This window comes from Streptomyces sp. NPDC046197 (genome assembly GCF_040646295.1).
Lineage (GTDB): Bacteria > Actinomycetota > Actinomycetes > Streptomycetales > Streptomycetaceae > Streptomyces.
The window spans coordinates 27,847-45,372 of record NZ_JBEYZY010000020.1; the positions used below are offsets into that span (position 1 = coordinate 27,847).

Here is a 17,526-nt window from a genome sequence, read left to right on the forward strand (position 1 = left end):
GCTGGGCGCGAACGCCCGGCCAGGCGCGAACGCCCGGCCGGGTACGGGCGCCCGGCCAGGTACGGGCGCTTGGCTGGGCGCGAACGCCCGGCCAGGTGCGAGCGCCCGGCCGGGTACGGGCGCCCGGCCAGGTACGGGCGCTTGGCTGGGCGCGAACGCCCGGCCAGGCGCGAACGCCCGGCCAGGCGCGAACGCCCGGCCAGGTGCGAGCGCCCGGCCAGGTACGGGCGCCCGGCCAGGTGCGAGCGCCCATCCAGGCGCGAACGCATGCACGAGCGCCCGGCCGGGCAAGAACGCCCGGCTACGCATTCCTGCGCCGCCGGGCCTGCCAGACTGCGGCCGCGGCCAGGGCGGCCACCGCCGCGCCGCCCGCGAGGAGCCCCAGCGACGGCCCGCCGTCCGGCTTGCTCCCCTTGTCGGTGGCCTGGGCCGCCGTCGTTCGCGTCCCCGCCGCCACCTGCTCGCCGCACCCCCGCTGCGGGTACCCGGCGATCGCGCAGAGCAGGGCGTTGGTGTCGTAGCGCAGTGGCTTGGCGACCGCGGCCAGTGCCTCGGCCGTCGTCGCGTCGGCGGAAACCCGCGCGCAGGCGGTTCGCGGTGCCGGCGGGGTCTCGCCGGACGGGGCGTCCGCCCGGGTGCCGAAGTCGAGGACCAGCGCCACCCGCTTGGAGCCTTGCCGGGCCGGTGTCTTCGCGCAGATTGTCGCGAAGTCGGCGCTGCCGCGCGGCTTGGACGCGTCCTGCGAGTCCTCGCTGACCGCGAAGCGGAACCCCTGCACATCACCGTCGGAGGGACGCGCCGTCGACGGTCCCTCGGTGGCGTACGTCCAGTGGCTGCCCGTCCGCTCCCAGAAGGACCAGTACCGGTAGCCGACGGCCTGCGCGTCGGTGACGCCCGCCGCCAGGAAGAAGACGGACAGGACGACCGCGGCCAGGGGCCAGGACGCGAGCGTGCGGCGGCGTGTCACGGCTGGTGCCTCTTCTTGCGGCCGCTGAGCAGGAAGCCGGCGCCGATACCGGCGACCAGGCAGACGCCGACGAACCACCAGGTGCCGAAGCCGGATCCGGTCTTCTTGTCGCTGTGTTCGGCCGGCTTCGCGGCCACCGCCTGCGGGGCCGGCCCGGTGGCGTTGAGCGCCTTCACCAGGTCCATGCCGCCGAAGTCGCGCGGGTCGGTGCCCGTCGCGTGGGCCGCGAAGACCAGCTGGGCGTACGCGGCGGGACCGCTCTCCTTCGCCCAGGCCTCGGAGTGCTTCTCAAGCCACTGCAGCGGCTTCTGCGCCTGCGCGGCCCCGCCCTGGGCGGCGAGCGCGACGACCGCGTCGGCGGTGTTGCCGTAGTCGGGCTGGCTGGTGGCACCCGGGAGCACGGACGTCAGGTAGCCGTCCTTCGCGACCGCCTGGGCCAGGTACGAGGCCCCGTTGGCCGCGGCCTGCTCCGGGGTCGGCTTCGCGGAGTCGGTGCAGCGGGCGGCGCCGCCCGCCTTGCCCGCGGCCCGCGCCACCATGCCCTGGCCCAGTGCGCCGACCACGCCCGCCGCCGTGGCGTCCGCGTTGGCGGCCAGCTTGCCCTTCTTGTCGGGCTGGTAGGCGAAGGCGCCGTCGTCGGAGCACGGCAGGGCGAGCTTCAGCAGGGCGTCGTAGGGCGACTTGCCGTCCTTCAGGACGGCCGTCGGCTTCTCGCCCACGGCGGTCAGCGCGCCGATGACGACGGACGTGGAGTTGGCGTCGCTGGCCCCGCCGGCGGCGTAACCCCAGCCACCGTCCTTGTTCTGCACGGACTTCAGCCAGGACACGGCCCGGCCGGTCGCGGCGTCGTGACCGCCGAGCGCGGCGAGGGCCTGCACGGCGGCGGCCGTGCTGTTGGTGTCCACGGTGACCGGGGCGTCCTTGGCGTCGCAGGGCCGGGCGGGCGCGGCGCGGAAGGCGCCGAACGCGCCGTTCGCGCACTGCTGCCCGGCCAGCCAGTCCACCGCCTTGGCGGCCGGCCGCACACCCGCCGTGTGCTGGGCGAGCAGGGCGAGGGACTGGCGCCAGACGCCGTCGTACTTGGGGTCGGTGCTGCCGTACAGGCCGGAGGGTATCGCCGTCGACGGGGACGGGGACGGGGACGAGGCAGGGGCGGCGACGGCGGGGGCCGCGGTGCCGATCACGGCGACGGCGGCCAGGGCCGCGGCGCTGCGGCGGACGTTCATGATCGGCGGGGGCCTCTCTGTGCTGTTCGGTGCGCGGTTCGCGGGAGCCGGGCAGCACGGGAGACCCCGGCGGCTCGGCTCCGTGAACCTCGACGGTGCCGTGCGGCGGCGGGCTGCCGACGCACGTGAGCCGGTCACGCTCCCGCGCGGGGCAGTCCGGCTCGCCGCCCGGGAGGGCGGCTCACGATAGGGGTGTCCCCTGCTCGAGCGAAGTCGAGAGCTGGGGGAAGGGTCAGCGCCGGAATTGCACCGGCTTCCCCCCGTACGGGCGTGTGGCGACCCGGCCACTCTACCGGCAGGTAGGCGCGGCCCCGGAGGGGGCTGTGAGCACCGCCTCACGCCCCGGTCCGCGCCCGGGGCGTCGGGCCGCCGAAGGGGAGGAAGAGGGTGCGGGAGGCGATCAGCCAGGTGTCGTGCACTCTTCTGAAGGTGTCCTCGTAGTGGCCGACCTGGGTCGGGGGACCGGCGGGGACCATGCCGCCCCGGTGGCCGTCGACACGGTACGTCGTGAAGTACGACGTCGCGGTGGCCGTGTCCGGGGACGTCGCCGTGACCAGGACGTTGGCCATCAGGCGGCGCGAGAGCCGGTCGGCCGGGCGGGAGCCGAAGTACTCCCGCAGCGCGCCCCGGCCCGTGACCAGACGCTCGCCCGCGGGCCAGGCCCAGGTGCCGTCCTCGGTGAACAGTTCGGCGACGGAGCCGGGTTCGCCGAGGTCGAGGCGGTGGACGAAGTCGAGGACGACGCGCTCGCAGGCGCGCTCGGCGAGAAGCCGGTCGAGGGGGTCCATGGGTTCCTTGGTACCAGGATCCGCGGCGTACGCACGACCGGATCACGCCGCCACGTACGCCACGGGATCGCTCCCCGGAACCGCCGCCGCCCGCCCCTGTTTCACCAGCCGGCGCAGATGGGCCTCGGCCTCGGAGACGGCGATGTGCCGTGAGCCGTACGGGATGTCGTCCCAGGGCCGGTTCCACTCCATGCGCTCGGCGAGCTGCCAGGGGGTCAGCGGGTTGCCGAGGAGGGCGAGCAGGGCCATGAGCCGCTTCTCGTGGTGTGCCAGCAACTCCCGTACCCGCGCGGCCGCGTCGGTGAAGGCGTGCTGGTGGGCCGGGAGTACCTCGGCGGCACCGAGGCGGCCGACGCGTTCCACGGAGTCCAGGTAGTCGCCGAGCGGGTCGGTCACCGTGGCGTCGTCGGGGTCCTCGTACAGGCCGATGTGCGGGGTGATCCCGGGCAGCAGGTGGTCGCCCGAGAACAGGCGGCCCCGGCCCGGCAGCCGGGCGGGGTGCTCCTCCTCCAGGTGCAGGCAGACGTGGCCCGGCGTGTGGCCCGGTGTCCAGACCGCGCGCAGGCGGCGGCCGGGCAGGCCGAGGAGTTCGCCGGGGACGATCTCGCGGTCGGGGAGGGCGGGGGAGAGACCGGGGAGGCTCCGGGTGCGTGGAGTGCGCAGGGGTGCGACGTGCTCCTCGGGAGCGCCCGCGGCGACGAGCTTGGCGGCCATGTACGAGAACCAGCTCTCGGGGCGCGTCTCGCGGGCGCGGCGCACGATCGCCGTGTCGGCCGCGTGCATGGCGATCCAGGCGCCGGAGGCCTCCCGCACCCTGCCCGACAGGCCGTGGTGGTCGGGGTGGTGATGGGTGATCACCACCCCGTGGAGCTCGCCGACGGACGTACCGCATGCCGACAGGCCCTCGGCGAGGGCGTCCCAGGAGGCCGGGTCGTCCCAGCCGGTGTCGATCAGGACCGGGCCGCGGTCGGTGTCGACGACGTACACGAGGGTGTGGCCGAGGGGGTTGTCCGGGATGGGGACCCGGAGGGAACGGACGCCGCCACCGTGGTCGTACACCTGCGCCATGGGCTCCCCAATCGCCGCGTCCCCGCCACTATAACTAGAACACGTTTCCATAGGAGCCCGAGTCGACCGACGGTCCCTCGTCGCATCCGTGGACTCCCCCGGGTGGAGCTGGTATCAGTTCCCTGTCTGATGGATCGTCAGACGCGAGGTCCCCGGGGAGGCAGTCGGCCATGACCGAGCTCGTGGAACACGGACAGCTGTTCATCGGCGGGGAGTTGACCGACCCCCTGGGCAGGGGCGTCATCGAGGTGGTCTCCCCGCACACGGAAGAGGTCATCGGCCGGGTACCGCACGCCTCGCGGCAGGACGTCGACCGGGCCGTCTCCGTCGCGCGCCGCGCCTTCGACGAGGGGCCCTGGCCGCGCGCGAGCCTTCAGGAGCGGATCGAGGTCGTCACCCGGATCAAGGACGCGATCGCCGCGCGGCACGAGGAGATCGCCCGGGTGATCTCCTCCGAGAACGGCTCGCCGTACTCCTGGAGCGTTCTCGCCCAGGCGCTCGGGGCGATGATGGTGTGGGACGCGGCGATCGCCGTGGCGCGGGACTTCCCCCACGAGCAGAAGCGCAACGGCGTGCTCGGCAGGATTCTCGTGCGGCGTGAGCCCGTCGGGGTCGTCGCGGCCGTCGCCCCCTGGAACGTCCCGCAGTTCGTCGCCGCGGCCAAGCTCGCTCCCGCGCTGCTCACCGGGTGCACGGTCGTGCTCAAGCCGTCGCCCGAGTCGCCACTGGACGCGTACCTCCTCGGGGAGATCGCGCGCGAGGCCGGGCTGCCGGAGGGAGTGCTGTCGATCCTTCCGGCCGAGCGCGAGGTGAGCGAGTACCTGGTCGGGCACCCGGGTGTCGACAAGGTCTCCTTCACGGGGTCGGTCGCCGCCGGCAAGCGCGTGATGGAGGTCGCGGCGCGGAACCTCACCCGCGTGACGCTGGAGCTCGGCGGCAAGTCGGCGGCGGTGGTGCTGCCCGACGCGGACCTCGCGGCGGCGGTCGCGGGGATCGTCCCGGCGGCCTGGATGAACAACGGGCAGGCCTGTGTGGCCCAGACCCGCATCCTTGTGCCGCGCTCGCGCTACGAGGAGTTCGCGGACGCCTTCGCCGAGGCGGCGGGCGCGCTGGTGGTCGGCGACCCGCTGGACCCGGCGACCCAGGTCGGCCCGCTGGTGGCCAGGCGGCAGCAGCAGCGCAGCCTCGACTACATCCGTATCGGCCAGGAGGAGGGGGCGAAGATCCTGACCGGCGGCGGGCGTCCGCCGGGCCTGGACCGCGGCTGGTACGTCGAGCCCACCCTCTTCGGCGGCGTCGACAACTCCATGCGGATCGCCCGGGAGGAGATCTTCGGACCGGTGATCTGCCTGCTGCCCTACGGCGACGAGTCCGACGCCGTGCGGATCGCCAACGACTCCGACTACGGACTCAGCGGCAGCGTGTGGACGGCCGACGTCGAGCACGGCATCGAGGTCGCCCGGCAGGTCCGTACCGGCACCTACTGCGTCAACACCTTCAGCCTGGACATGCTCGGTCCGTTCGGCGGCTACAAGAACTCCGGTCTGGGACGGGAGTTCGGGCCGGAGGGCTACGGCGAGTACCTCGAACACAAGATGATCCACCTCCCGGCGGGCTGGGAGGCGTGAGCCATGGGGGGTCCTGCCTGGCCGGGCGGAGCCGGGAGCCCGGGGGTGGGTGACCGCTGGCACGTCGAGGTCGACCGCTCCCTGTGCATCGGTTCGGCCCAGTGCGTCCACCGTGCCCCCGACGGCTTCCGCCTCGACCCGGGCCGCCAGTCCCACCCGTCCGAGCCGGACACCGACGCCAACGAGCGCATCCTCCAGGCGGCAGAGAACTGCCCGGTCGAGGCCATCGTGATCACTTTGCTGGGCAGCGGGGAGGCGGTGTTCCCGCCCGAGGAATAGGGGCCCTCACGCGGCCGGACCCGTGCGCTCCTCCCGCCCCACCGCGTAGCCGGGAACGGAGGGCCACCGCACGGTCAGCACCACGGACTCCTCCTCGGCGACCCAGGAGTGGTCCACTCCCCGGCCCCAGACGACGTAGTCGCCCTGCTGTTCCAGCAGCACGCTGCGGCCGGGGAGCTCGACCCGGAAGCGGCCGCTGACGAGAACCAGGAGGGCGGTCCGCTCCTCGCCCCGCACCCACTGCGCCCGCTCCTCGCCACGGGGGTGGACACCCCACTTGATCTCCACGGCCTCACTCCGGCGGGGATCACCGCTGTCCTTGAAGTGCCCGAGCAGCCACCCCCGGTCCAGAGCCGCGTCCCGGCCCGCGTTGCCCACGTACACGCTGTCATCCATGGGCCCGAACGCTACGGGTGCCGTTCGGATCACCCCGGGCGGGGCGAAAAAAATCTCCCGATTCGGGGGGTTCTATCCGGAGAATCGGTCTTATCCTGGTAGTGGCCTACGAGGCGAGTGAGGGAGTTCGACCGGAGTAGCCGACTCTGGCGAGACGCTTACGGGCATCCGCCGGTGCCGACGTCGACGGTCGGGCTGAGAGGCCCGAAGGTGGTAGTTGCACCAGAAGGCGACCCCCATTACCTGATCCGGACAATACCGGCGAAGGGAACCCGTCTCGTAGGTCCTTGCTGTGCCCGCCCGCCGGTCCTAGGGGGTGTCCGGGGACGTCAGGTCGATCAGCCGGCACACCGTCTCGATGTCGATCTTCACCTGGGCGATGGAGGCGCGGCCCGACAGCCAGGTGATGAGGGCCGAGTGCCAGGTGTGCTCGATCACGCGGACCGCCGAGAGCTGCTCGGGGGTCGGGTCGTCCAGGCCCATCGCGTCCAGGATGATCGCGGTCGTCTGGCGGGAGACCTGGTCGACCTCGGGGCTCACGCTGCGGTCCGCGAAGGTCAGGGCGCGCACCATGGCGTCGGCCAGGTGCGGCTCACGCTGCAGCGCCCGGAAGGCCCGCATCAGGGTCTCCGCGACCCGCTCGGCCGCCGTCTCGCCGGCCGGCGGCTTCTTGCGCAGCGTGCCGTGCATGTGCTCCAACTGGTCCTGCATCGTGGCGACCAGCAGGTGGATCTTGGACGGGAAGTAGCGGTACAGCGTGCCCAGGGCCACCTGCGAGGACTCCGCGACCTCCCGCATCTGCACCGCGTCGAAGCCGCCCCGGCTGGCCAGCTGCGCGCTCGCGTGCAGGATGCGGCGGCGGCGCGCCTCCTGCCGCTCGGTGAGGGGCGGTGACGGGGGTCCCCCGTGCTGGCGCGAGGTCGCGAGCTTGGGGGAGGGGCGCGCGGCGGCACCGGCAGCTCGCGCGGTACTGGCTTCCACCTTGGCTTGCGCAGGCATGGGTCCCGTTCCGTGACAGTCGGTGAGGGGTCGGTGGACAGGGGCGATCCCCAGCATGGCAGGACGTCCGCCGTGGCGTGAATCACCTGATCCACTTCTCACACTTCGGCTACCTGCCGGTAGATTCAGAGCCTCCTGGACGATCAAGTCTGAAACTTGTTCTAGATTAGCGTCCCGGCGTAATCTCGCGGGACAGTGCAGGCAGAAGGGGGCCCAGAGTGACCGCTGAGGCCAGTCAGGCGGGTCCCCAGGAGGACCACGCAGCCGACGGCGAGCGACCGCTCAACATCGCGCTCCTCACCTACAAGGGGAACCCGTTCTGCGGCGGCCAGGGCGTCTACGTCCGCCACCTCTCCCGCGAGCTGGCCCGCCTCGGCCACCGGGTCGAGGTGATCGGTGCCCAGCCGTACCCCGTCCTCGACGAGGGCTACGACCGCCAGAGCCTGACCGAGCTGCCGAGCCTGGACCTCTACCGCCAGCCGGACCCCTTCCGCACCCCGAAGCGGGGCGAGTACCGCGACTGGATCGACGCACTGGAAGTCGCCACCATGTGGACCGGCGGCTTCCCCGAGCCCCTCACCTTCTCCCTGCGCGCCCGCCGCCATCTGCGCGCCCGCCGCGGCGAGTTCGACGTGGTGCACGACAACCAGACGCTGGGTTACGGCCTGTTGGGGGACGTGGGCGCCCCGCTGGTGACGACCATCCACCACCCCATCACCGTGGACAGACAGCTCGAACTGGACGCCGCCGAGGGCTGGCAGCGGCGGTGGGGCGTACGGCGCTGGTACGCCTTCACCCGGATGCAGAAGCGGGTCGCCCGCCGCCTGCCGTCCGTACTCACCGTCTCCGGCACGTCCCGGCAGGAGATCGTCGGCCACCTGGGCGTGGGGCAGGACCGCGTCCACGTCGTGCACATCGGCGCGGACACCGACCTGTTCTCGCCCGACCCGTCGGTGCCGCAGGTGCCGGGCCGGATCGTGACGACGTCCAGCGCGGACGTGCCGCTCAAGGGCCTGGTCTTCCTGGTCGAGGCGCTGGCGAAGGTGCGCACCGAGCATCCCGGCGCGCACCTCGTCGTCGTGGGCAAGCGGCCCACGGAAGGCCCGGTCGCCCAGGCAGTGGAGCGGTACGGCCTCGAGGGCGCCGTCGAGTTCGTCAAGGGCATCTCGGACACCGAACTGGTCGACCTGGTCCGCTCGGCCGAGGTCGCCTGCGTGCCGTCGCTGTACGAGGGCTTCTCCCTGCCGGCGGCCGAGGCGATGGCCACGGGGACGCCGCTGGTCGCCACCACCGGCGGGGCGATCCCGGAGGTCGCCGGGCGTGACGGGGAGACGTGCGTCGCGGTCCCACCGGGGGACGCCGGCGCGTTGGCCGCCGGGCTGGGACGGCTGCTGGGAGACCCGGAGTTGCGGCTGCGGCTGGGCCGGGCGGGCCGTGAGCGCGTGCTGCGCCACTTCACGTGGGCCCGCGCCGCCGAGGGTACGGTGGCCCGCTACCGCGAGGCGATCGCCGTGAGCCGCTTCGCGGCGACGGCTCCCGGCCGCCCGGCGGCCGCGGAAGAGGTCCACCCCGAAGGCGTCTATTCCGAAAGCAGGGCCACGTGCTGACCGTCGACTTCTCCCGGTTCCCGCTCGCCCCGGGCGACCGCGTCCTGGACCTCGGCTGCGGTGCCGGCCGGCACGCGTTCGAGTGCTACCGGCGCGGCGCGCGGGTCGTGGCCCTGGACCGCAACGGCGAGGAGATCCGCGAGGTCGCCAAGTGGTTCGCGGCGATGAAGGAGGCGGGCGAGGCCCCGGCCGGAGCCACCGCGACGGCCATGGAGGGCGACGCGCTGGCCCTGCCCTTCCCGGACGAGTCCTTCGACGTCGTCATCATCTCCGAGGTGATGGAGCACATCCCCGACGACAAGGGCGTACTCGCCGAGATGGTGCGGGTGTTGAAGCCCGGCGGGCGGATCGCGATCACCGTGCCGCGCTACGGCCCGGAGAAGGTGTGCTGGGCCCTGTCCGACGCCTACCACGAGGTCGAGGGCGGACACATCCGCATCTACAAGGCGGACGAACTGCTCGCCAGGATGCGTGAGGCGGGCCTGAAGCCCTACGGCACCCACCACGCGCACGGGCTGCACTCGCCGTACTGGTGGCTGAAGTGCGCGTTCGGCGTGGACAACGACAAGGCGCTGCCGGTGCGCGCGTACCACAAGCTGCTGGTCTGGGACATCATGAAGAAGCCGCTGGCCACGCGGGTGGCCGAGCAGGCGCTGAACCCGCTGATCGGCAAGAGCTTCGTGGCGTACGCGACGAAGCCGCACCTGCCGGCCCTTCCCGGGGTGGCCGGGAACCCCGCGGCTGCCAAGGCTGCCAAGGCTGCCAAGACATCGAAGACTTCGAAGACCTCCAAGACGCCCGAGGCGGCCGCCAAGTGACCACTCCCCGGACAGAACACCTCGTCCTGCCCGGGGTCCTCACCGCCGAGCAGGCTGCCGCGACCGTCCGCGGGATCCTCGCCGTGCAGCGGGAGGACGGAGCGATCCCGTGGTTCCGCGGGCACCACCTCGACCCGTGGGACCACGTCGAGGCGGCGATGGCACTGGACGCGGCGGGCGAACACGAGGCGGCCGAGGGGGCGTACGCGTGGCTGGCCCGGCACCAGCGGCCGGACGGGTCCTGGTACGCGGCCTACGCGGACGGGGCCCACGACGACGTCACCGACCGGGGGCGGGAGACCAACTTCGTCGCCTACGTGGCCGTAGGGGTCTGGCACCACTACCTGTCGACGGGCGACGACACGTTCCTGGACCGCATGTGGCCGGTGGTGTACACGGCGATCGAGTTCGTGCTGCGGCTGCAGCAGCCGGGCGGGCAGATCGGCTGGAAGCGGGAGGACGACGGCACCGGCACGGCCGACGCGCTGCTGACCGGGTGTTCCTCGATCCACCACGCGCTGTGCTGCGCGCTGGCCATCGCCGAGCAGCGGGAGGAGCCGCAGCCGGACTGGGAGTTGGCGGTGGGCGCGCTGCGGCACGCCATCCGCAGGCATCCCGAGCGGTTCCTGGACAAGGACCGCTACTCGATGGACTGGTACTACCCGGTGCTGGGCGGCGCGCTGACCGGGACGGAGGCCAAGGCCCGCATCGAGGACGGGTGGGACCGCTTCGTGGTCCCCGGCCTCGGGGTGCGGTGCGTGGTGCCCAACCCCTGGGTGACGGGCGGCGAGTCGGCCGAACTCGCCCTGACCCTGTGGGCGGTGGGCGAGTCCGACCGCGCCCTGGACGTCCTGCAGTCCATCCAGCACCTGCGCGATCCGGAGACCGGCCTGTACTGGACGGGGTACGTCTTCGAGGACGACGCCGTCTGGCCACGCGAGCTGACCAGCTGGACCGCCGGGTCCCTGCTGCTGGCCGTGGCCGCGCTCGGCGGCCACGAGGCCACCTGCACGGTGTTCGCCCAGGACCGGCTGCCCAGGGGGCTGGACCCGGACTGCTGCGCCTGACGGCGGGGGCCGTCAGTTGCGGTGGATGCGGTTGGCGATGGCGTGGCCGACGAAGAGGTAGACCACCGCCGCCAGGCCGTAGCCGGCCACCACGCGGGCCCAGGCCTTGTCGAAGGTGAAGAGGTCTCGGGACCAACCGGCCAGCCAGTTGGCCGCGTCATGGACGAACTGGACCAGGTCGTTGGCCCGGTTGGCGTCCAGCAGATACATCAGGATCCAGAGTCCGAGGATGACGGCCATGACGTCGGCGACCACCGCGATGACCGTGCCAGCGGAGTTGGAACCACTGCGATATCGAGGGGACATGCTTTCCGTCTGGCCACGGAATCCTGGTTGAAACCTGGAACGCGCACGGCGAGTGACCCGGTGGGCACCTCAAGTGCCCCGAGTGGCGAGGTCGGCCGGCCGGAGTGACGCTGGCGGGAGAACCACGGAAGGACCACGGAGTACACCCACTCGGGAGGACATCGTGCCCGTACCTATACGGCGCCTCGCCGTGGCGCTCACCGTCTGCTGCGCCCTGCTGGCCGGCTCCACCGCCTGGGCGGGCAGCCAGGCCGCCGGCCCGCGCACCGCCCCCGCCGGCGTCGTCGCGACCGCGTCGCCGACCCCCAGCCCCAGCGCGTCCGCCGAGAAACAGCGCTTCGCCAAGACCCGTTTCGTGGCGAACGCCGGGCTCGCGGCCGGGGCCGTCTACCAGTGGATCGTGAAGCCGTACCAGCAGGGCAAGTTCAAGAAGGGCGCGGACGGCCGCAGGACGGCCCTGATCAAGGCGGGTCTGGCCGGCACCTTCGCGTACAACCGGCTCAAGGCGGCCGTGCGCAACGCCCAGGGCGACCCGACGCTGTCCAAGGCGCTGGCCCCGCTCACCGCGGGCATCGATTCGCTGAAGAGTCTGCCGGCCAGGCTCCGCCAGGGTGACGGCTCGGCGGTGAACGACTTCAGCAACGTCATCAACCAGGTGAAGGGCGCCGGGAGCAGCGCGGGAGCCCCGGTCAAGGACCAGGTGCCCTCGGCCTCCCAGCTCAGGGGTGGCTCCTAGTTCAAATCCGACAGTACCCGCAGGGTGTGCGGGTCCGGTGCCAGGACCAGCAGGTCCGTCACCGGGCCCGTGCGCCACGACTCCAGCCGCTCCGCGATGCGTTCGCGCGGGCCGACCAGGGAGATCTCGTCGGCGAAGGCGTCCGGGACGGCGCGCACGGCCTCCTCCCGGCGGCCGGAGAGGAACAACTGCTGGATCCGGCGCGCCTGCTCCTCGTAGCCCATGCGTGTCATCAGGTCGGCGTGGAAGTTGCGGGCCGCGTGGCCCATGCCGCCGATGTAGAAACCGAGCATCGCCTTGACCGGCAGCAGCCCCTCGGACACGTCGTCGCAGACCCGTGCCTGGGCCATGGGGGCCACCAGGAAGTCCGCGGAGAGGGAGGCCAGGGCCGGCCCGTACACCTCCGGGCGGCTCGGCGACCAGTACAGCGGGAGCCAGCCGTCCGCGATGCGGGTCGTCTGCGCCACGTTCTTCGGGCCCTCCGCGCCGAGCAGGACCGGCAGATCGCGGCGCAGGGGGTGGGTGATCGCCTTCAGCGGCCGGCCAAGACCGGTGGCGTCCGGGCCCCGGTAGGGGTGCGCGTGGAAACGGCCGTCCAGCCGCACCGGCGCCTCACGGCGCAGCACCTGCCGTACGACGTCGACGTACTCCCGGGTGGCGGTGAGCGGGGACGTGGGGAACGGCCGCCCGTACCAGCCCTCCACGACCTGGGGCCCGGACAGCCCGAGGCCCAGCAGCATGCGCCCGCCCGACAGGTGGTCCAGCGTCAGCGCGTGCATCGCGGTCGTGGTCGGCGAGCGCGCGGCCATCTGCGCGACCGCCGTGCCCAGTTTGATCCTCGAGGTGTGGGCGGCGATCCAGGCGAGTGGGGTGAAGGCGTCCGAGCCCCAGGACTCGGCCGTCCACACCGAGTCGTAGCCGAGCCGCTCGGCCTCCTGGGCCAGCGGCACGTGGTCCGCGGCGGGGCCGCGCCCCCAGTAGCCGAGTGCCAGACCGAGCCGCATGTCGCCTCCAGCTTTCTGACGCACCGTCAGTTGCCGGGCACCGACTGTACGACAATGGCCCCCCGCCCGGAAGGGCGAGGGGCCGCGGGGCTGTTGCCCGGATCAGCCGCGCTGGATGTTCGACGTGTCCTGCAGGACACCGCGACGGCCGTCCTGCATCTCGGTCAGCAGACCCGTGCCGCGCTGCTCCACGGCCAGGTACCACACGCCCGGCGCCAGTTCGGCGATCGGCGAGGGCGAACCGTCCTCCGCGAACAGCGGACGCGGGGCCGGCACGGCGAACCAGAACGGGGAGAAGGGCGCGCCCGGCTGCTGAGCCTGCGGAGCCTGCTGCGGCTGCCCGGCGTACGGCTGCTGCCCGCCGAAGGCCGGCTGCTGGGCGCCCGGGTAGCCGTAACCACCCTGCGGCTGGGCCCCGTAGGGCTGCGGCGCGGGCGGCTTGGGGGCGGGCACGAGGGCGGCCTGCAGGGCGGGGACCAGGGGGGTGGCGACGGCGGCCGCGGCCAGGACGAGGGCCGCGATGAAGCCGAGGATCAGACCGGCCCCGGCGTCGACGTGGTCGGGAACGTCCACCAGCGTCCAGAAGAGGGTCCAGGCGGAGAGTATCGCGAAGCCCGTGCCGACCATGCCCAGGTCCAGGCCGGCCACCTTGCGCTGCTGCGGCAGGCAGCGGTTGAGGACGACCAGCGCGCCACCGATGACGGCGCCCATGTACGTGCCGAGGCCTGTCCCCAGGGACTCCCACGCGTTCTGGCTGTTGGAATAGCCGGCCAGGGAGTAGGAGTAGAAGTCGAGGAACGACGCGATGAACAGCAATACCGCTGCTCCGATCACCACGCCGTCGCCTCTAGTGAGGGAGCGGATATTCACTGCAGGTCCTTCGAATAGGTCGTCTCGTCGTCGGTGGAGGCGTCGCTGTCACCATGTCGCCCTCGGCCCCGGTGGGAAGCGCGGGGCCGGCCCCTCATCGTACGGATGACACTATCGTCAGTCTGCCGAGGCTGTCCGCCGGGACCAGCGCGCTGATCACGACCCGCGCAGGAAACTCACGATTCCCTCAGAGATCCCTTGCGCCGCTTCCTGCCGCCAGGCGCTGCTGGTCAGCAGCGCCGCGTCCTTGCTGTCGCGCATGTTGCCGCACTCGATGAACACCTTCGGAACCGTTGACAGATTGAGACCGCCCAGGTCCGAACGTGTGACGAGACCGGTACCACCGCCGACGTAGTTGGAGGGGGGTTCCCCGGTCACGCGCACGAAGTTGCCCGCGACGCGCTCCCCGAGGTCGCGGGAGGCGGCGACGATCGGGCGGGTGTCGGCCGCCCCGGCGTGCACGGTTGCCGGGAGGATGACGTGGAAGCCGCGGTCGCCCGCCGCCGCGCCGTCGGCGTGGATCGAGATGGCCGCGTCGGCATGCGCGGCGTTGCCGAACCGGGCCCGCTCGTCCACGCACGGGCCCCAGGACGGCGAGTCGCCGTCGTGTGTCACTTTCACCGTGGCGCCCTGCTGTTCCAGGAGCGCGCGCAGCCGGTGCGCGACGTCCAGGGTGAACCGGGCCTCGGTGTATCCGGAGTTGGTGGAGGTGCCGGTGGTGTCGCACTCCTTCCAGTTCGTACCGATGTTCACCTTGCGGTTGATCTCGGCCGTGTGCTGGAAGTTGCCGGAGTTGTGGCCCGGGTCGATGACGACGACCTTGCCCTTGAGCGGACCGTCGGCGACCGGCGCGGAGGCCCGGGGCGCCGGCGTCGCGGAGCCGCCCGGCTTGTCGTCCTCACCCGGATAGGAGGGGACCGGAACGGCCGAGGAGGCGCTCGACGACCGCACGGCCGCCCGGTTCGCACCGCCGCCCGGTCTGCCGCCCGAGTCGCCGACCGCCTCGTACACGAGATAGCCGAGCAGCGCCCCGGGCACGAGCGCGGCGAGGGCGACGGTCAGCGGCCCGCGCCGGGACCGGCGGGGCTGCGGGGGATCGAACTCCGGGCCTAGGTAAGACACGTCTGCGACTCTAACCGGGGGCTCAGATCCCCGCTCCCGTTCGCCGCAGGACGCGCAGCGAGTCGGTTGCCGAGACCTCCTTGAACGCGCCGGACGCGAGCGCCCGGAGGTAGACGCGGTAGGGCGCCTGGCCGGTGAACTCGTCCACCGGGTCCGGGAACACGTCGTGGACGACCAGCAGGCCGCCTTCCGCCACATGGGGGGCCCAGCCCTCGTAGTCGGCCGTGGCGTGCTCGTCGGTGTGGCCGCCGTCGACGAAGACCAGGCCGAGAAGCGTGTTCCACAGGGCGGCGATCCGGGGCGAGCGGCCGACGAGCGCCACCACGTGCTCCTCCAGGCCCGCCCGGTGCAGCGTGCGCCGGAAGGTGGGCAGCGTGTCCATCAGCCCGACCTCGGGGTCCACCGTCTCCGGGTCGTGGTAGTCCCAGCCGGGCTGCTGCTCCTCGCTGCCGCGGTGGTGGTCCACGGTGAGGGCCGTGACGCCGGCCCGCCGGGCCGCGTCGGCGAGCAGGACCGTGGAGCGTCCGCAGTACGTGCCGACCTCCAGCAGCGGCAGCCCGAGCCGCGCCGCGTGCGTCGCCGCCGCGTACAGCGCGAGCCCCTCGTGCACGGGCATGAACCCCTTCGCGGCCTCGAAGGCGGCCAGGATCTCCGCCGGGGGTCCCCCCTGCCCGCGCGCAGCCGGGAGCTCGGGGGAGGGGGACGTGCGCATGGGGGTCCTTCCGCTGGTACGTGCGTTACCGGGCGCCCATGCTGCCGCACCCCCTGCCGGGCGGCGACAGGGGGTGCGGGTGGTGGGGATCTCAGTACGGCCTCGGTACGGCTCGGGCGGCCGTCAGGCGCTGATCGTCTCGCCCGGGAGGGAGAGGTCCAGTTCGACGGGGGTCTCGGCGCCGGTGTGGGTCGCCGAGGAGGCGTGCGGGCCGTGGCCCGCGGCCCTGGCGGCCAGGACGTAGGCGCCCTCGGTGGGAACGGTGAGGACGTAGGTCCCGTCCTCCGCGGAGAGCGTGGCGCCCGCCTGGCGGCCCCGGCGGTCGATCAGGGTGACCTTGGCGCGGGCCACCGGGGTGCCCTCGGCGTCCAGGACACGGCCGCGGAAGCCGCGCAACACCTCCTCCGCATGCGCGATGCCCGCCTCCTCCTCGCTGCTCGCGCGCAGTTGCGTGTGCTGCGCCGGGCGGCTCCGGTTCGGCAGGAACAGGGCGAGCAGCAGGCCCACCGCGACCGCGGCCGTCGCGATCAGGAAGGAGACGCGGAAGCCGTGCATGGTGGGGATCGCGAGGCCGTGCACGTGGTTCGCCGTGTTGGCCAGCACCATGCCGATCACGGCGCTGGAGACCGAGGTGCCGATGGACCGCATGAGGGTGTTGAGGCCGTTCGCCGCACCGGTCTCCGAGGCCGGGACCGCGCCGACGATCAGGGCGGGCAGGGAGGAGTAGGCCAGGCCGATGCCCGCGCCGAGCACCACCGCGATGACCAGGCTCTGCCAGGCGGCGTCCATCAGGCCGAGGCCGGAGCCGTAGCCGATCGCGATGATCAGCATGCCGATGATCAGGGTGACCTTCGGGCCGTACCTGGCCGAGAGGCGCGCGTAGACGGGGGCCGTGAACATCATCGTCAGACCGAGCGGCGCCACGAGCAGACCGGCGACCACCATCGACTGGCCGAGGCCGTAGCCCGTGACCTTCGGCAGTTGGAGCAACTGCGGCAGGACGAGCGAGACGACGTAGAAGCTGACGCCGACCATGATCGAGGCGAGGTTGGTCAGCAGCACCTCGCGGCGCGCGGTGGTGCGCAGGTCGACCAGCGGGGCCTTGACGCGCAGCTCCAGCACGCCCCACAGGAGCAGGACGACGACGGACGCGGCGAACAGGCCGAGCGTGGTGCCGGACGACCAGCCCCAGTCGCTGCCCTTGGTGATGGGCAGCAGGAGCAGGACCAGGCCGGTGGCCAGGCCGAGCGCGCCCAGCAGGTCGAAGGAGCCCTCGGCGCGCATCGGGGACTCCGGTACGGCGAGGAGGGTGAGCACGATGGACAGGGCGCCGAGTCCGGCGGCGCCGTAGAACAGGGCGTGCCAGTTGGCGTGCTGGGCGACCAGCGCGGCGGCGGGCAGCGCGAGGCCGCCGCCGACGCCGATCGAGGAGCTCATCAGCGCCATGGCCGAGCCGAGCCGCTCGCGGGGCAGCATGTCGCGCATCAGGCCGATACCGAGCGGGATCGCGCCCATCGCGAAGCCCTGGAGCGTACGGCCCACGATCATGGGGAGCAGGGTGCTGGTGACCGCGCTGAGCAGCGCGCCCACCACCATCACCGCGAGGCTGGCGATCAGCATCCGGCGCTTGCCGTACAGGTCCCCGAGGCGGCCCATGATCGGTGTGGCCACGGCGCCCGAGAGGAGCGTCGAGGTGAGGACCCAGGTGCCGTTGCTGGGCGACGTGTTCAGCAGCTGCGGCAGGTCCTTGATGACCGGGACGAGCAGGGTCTGCATCACCGCGACCACGATGCCCGCGAAGGCGAGCACCGGGACGAGGGCCCCGCTCGCGCTCCTGGTGGGCTGGTCGGTCGTCGTGAGCGTCATGGGGTGAGGCCTCCGGGCCGAAGGGTGGGTCGGTGATCAGGCGTTCGGGACAAGTGCCCGGTAAACC

18 protein-coding genes and 1 riboswitch are annotated in these 17,526 nt (G+C 72.7%); of the genes, 6 read left to right on the forward strand and 12 right to left on the reverse strand.

The genetic code is table 11. From position 1 onward, the window contains the following. Window positions 1-301: 301 nt before the first annotated feature. The 4 genes from AB0A61_RS25930 to AB0A61_RS25945 all read right to left on the reverse strand — a co-directional run bounded on the left by AB0A61_RS25930 (window position 302) and on the right by AB0A61_RS25945 (window position 4,049). Window positions 302-934, reverse strand: a complete 633-nt coding sequence (locus AB0A61_RS25930) for an SCO2322 family protein (RefSeq protein WP_361297060.1) — start codon at window positions 932-934, stop codon at window positions 302-304. 29 nt (window positions 935-963) lie between these two features. Next, a complete protein-coding gene (locus AB0A61_RS25935; protein ID WP_361296749.1) occupies window positions 964-2,193 on the reverse strand; it encodes a prenyltransferase/squalene oxidase repeat-containing protein in 1,230 nt (409 codons plus the stop codon). 335 nt (window positions 2,194-2,528) lie between these two features. Beyond that, window positions 2,529-2,981, reverse strand: coding sequence for a nuclear transport factor 2 family protein (locus tag AB0A61_RS25940; protein ID WP_361296752.1), 453 nt, complete (start codon window positions 2,979-2,981; stop codon window positions 2,529-2,531). A 42-nt stretch (window positions 2,982-3,023) separates the two neighbouring features. Beyond that, the gene (locus AB0A61_RS25945; protein WP_361296754.1) at window positions 3,024-4,049 is read right to left on the reverse strand and encodes an MBL fold metallo-hydrolase; all 1,026 of its coding nucleotides are present in this window, start codon (window positions 4,047-4,049) and stop codon (window positions 3,024-3,026) included. Between the two features lie 170 nt (window positions 4,050-4,219). Here AB0A61_RS25945 and AB0A61_RS25950 point away from each other — a divergent pair, with 170 nt between their 5' ends. Together AB0A61_RS25950 and AB0A61_RS25955 are read left to right on the forward strand one after the other, a co-directional pair. Then, a complete protein-coding gene (locus AB0A61_RS25950; protein ID WP_361296757.1) occupies window positions 4,220-5,677 on the forward strand; it encodes an aldehyde dehydrogenase in 1,458 nt (485 codons plus the stop codon). Window positions 5,678-5,722: 45 nt separating this feature from the next. After that, entirely contained in the window at window positions 5,723-5,956 is a 234-nt protein-coding gene (locus tag AB0A61_RS25955) for a ferredoxin (RefSeq protein ID WP_361296760.1), read from the forward strand. Between the two features lie 6 nt (window positions 5,957-5,962). Here the strand turns inward: AB0A61_RS25955 and AB0A61_RS25960 are convergent, their stop codons facing one another. Further along, window positions 5,963-6,352, reverse strand: coding sequence for a signal peptidase I (locus AB0A61_RS25960; protein WP_361296763.1), 390 nt, complete (start codon window positions 6,350-6,352; stop codon window positions 5,963-5,965). A gap of 109 nt (window positions 6,353-6,461) precedes the next feature. Beyond that, a riboswitch (TPP riboswitch) is annotated at window positions 6,462-6,639 on the forward strand. 22 nt (window positions 6,640-6,661) lie between these two features. Beyond that, window positions 6,662-7,351, reverse strand: a complete 690-nt coding sequence (locus AB0A61_RS25965) for a TetR family transcriptional regulator (protein WP_361296765.1) — start codon at window positions 7,349-7,351, stop codon at window positions 6,662-6,664. A gap of 218 nt (window positions 7,352-7,569) precedes the next feature. On the opposite strand from AB0A61_RS25965, the gene AB0A61_RS25970 reads away from it, so the two are divergent. Genes AB0A61_RS25970 through AB0A61_RS25980 form a run of 3 tightly spaced genes read left to right on the forward strand, consistent with a single transcriptional unit; the run spans window position 7,570 to window position 10,843 of the window. Continuing rightward, a complete protein-coding gene (locus AB0A61_RS25970) occupies window positions 7,570-8,958 on the forward strand; it encodes a glycosyltransferase family 4 protein (RefSeq protein ID WP_361296768.1) in 1,389 nt (462 codons plus the stop codon). After that, a complete protein-coding gene (locus tag AB0A61_RS25975; protein WP_361296771.1) occupies window positions 8,952-9,776 on the forward strand; it encodes a class I SAM-dependent methyltransferase in 825 nt (274 codons plus the stop codon). The genes AB0A61_RS25970 and AB0A61_RS25975 overlap by 7 nt, the downstream gene beginning before the upstream one ends. Beyond that, window positions 9,773-10,843 carry a prenyltransferase/squalene oxidase repeat-containing protein gene (locus tag AB0A61_RS25980; RefSeq protein ID WP_361296774.1) on the forward strand — a complete coding sequence of 357 codons (1,071 nt, stop codon included), beginning with the start codon at window positions 9,773-9,775 and terminating at the stop codon, window positions 10,841-10,843. Before AB0A61_RS25975 ends, AB0A61_RS25980 begins: the two co-directional genes overlap by 4 nt. Before the next feature lie 12 nt (window positions 10,844-10,855). On the opposite strand, the gene AB0A61_RS25985 is transcribed toward AB0A61_RS25980, so the two are convergent. Then, window positions 10,856-11,149, reverse strand: coding sequence for a hypothetical protein (locus AB0A61_RS25985; RefSeq protein ID WP_361296777.1), 294 nt, complete (start codon window positions 11,147-11,149; stop codon window positions 10,856-10,858). 163 nt (window positions 11,150-11,312) lie between these two features. On the opposite strand from AB0A61_RS25985, the gene AB0A61_RS25990 reads away from it, so the two are divergent. Further along, complete coding sequence (locus AB0A61_RS25990) at window positions 11,313-11,885, forward strand: hypothetical protein (RefSeq protein WP_361296780.1); 573 nt, start codon at window positions 11,313-11,315, stop codon at window positions 11,883-11,885. On the opposite strand, the gene AB0A61_RS25995 is transcribed toward AB0A61_RS25990, so the two are convergent. From AB0A61_RS25995 to AB0A61_RS26015, 5 genes are all read right to left on the reverse strand, one after another. Then, window positions 11,882-12,889, reverse strand: coding sequence for an LLM class F420-dependent oxidoreductase (locus tag AB0A61_RS25995; RefSeq protein ID WP_361296783.1), 1,008 nt, complete (start codon window positions 12,887-12,889; stop codon window positions 11,882-11,884). The two genes, AB0A61_RS25990 and AB0A61_RS25995, sit on opposite strands and share 4 nt — an antisense overlap. 102 nt (window positions 12,890-12,991) lie before the next feature. Further along, entirely contained in the window at window positions 12,992-13,759 is a 768-nt protein-coding gene (locus tag AB0A61_RS26000; protein WP_361296786.1) for a DUF5336 domain-containing protein, read from the reverse strand. Window positions 13,760-13,915: 156 nt separating this feature from the next. Continuing rightward, window positions 13,916-14,881 carry an N-acetylmuramoyl-L-alanine amidase gene (locus AB0A61_RS26005; RefSeq protein ID WP_361296789.1) on the reverse strand — a complete coding sequence of 322 codons (966 nt, stop codon included), beginning with the start codon at window positions 14,879-14,881 and terminating at the stop codon, window positions 13,916-13,918. Window positions 14,882-14,903: 22 nt separating this feature from the next. Then, window positions 14,904-15,593, reverse strand: coding sequence for a class I SAM-dependent methyltransferase (locus AB0A61_RS26010; protein ID WP_361296792.1), 690 nt, complete (start codon window positions 15,591-15,593; stop codon window positions 14,904-14,906). Between the two features lie 123 nt (window positions 15,594-15,716). Continuing rightward, window positions 15,717-17,459 (reverse strand): MFS transporter, encoded by a 1,743-nt coding sequence (locus tag AB0A61_RS26015; protein ID WP_361296795.1) that lies wholly within the window; start codon window positions 17,457-17,459, stop codon window positions 15,717-15,719. Window positions 17,460-17,526: the final 67 nt, after the last annotated feature.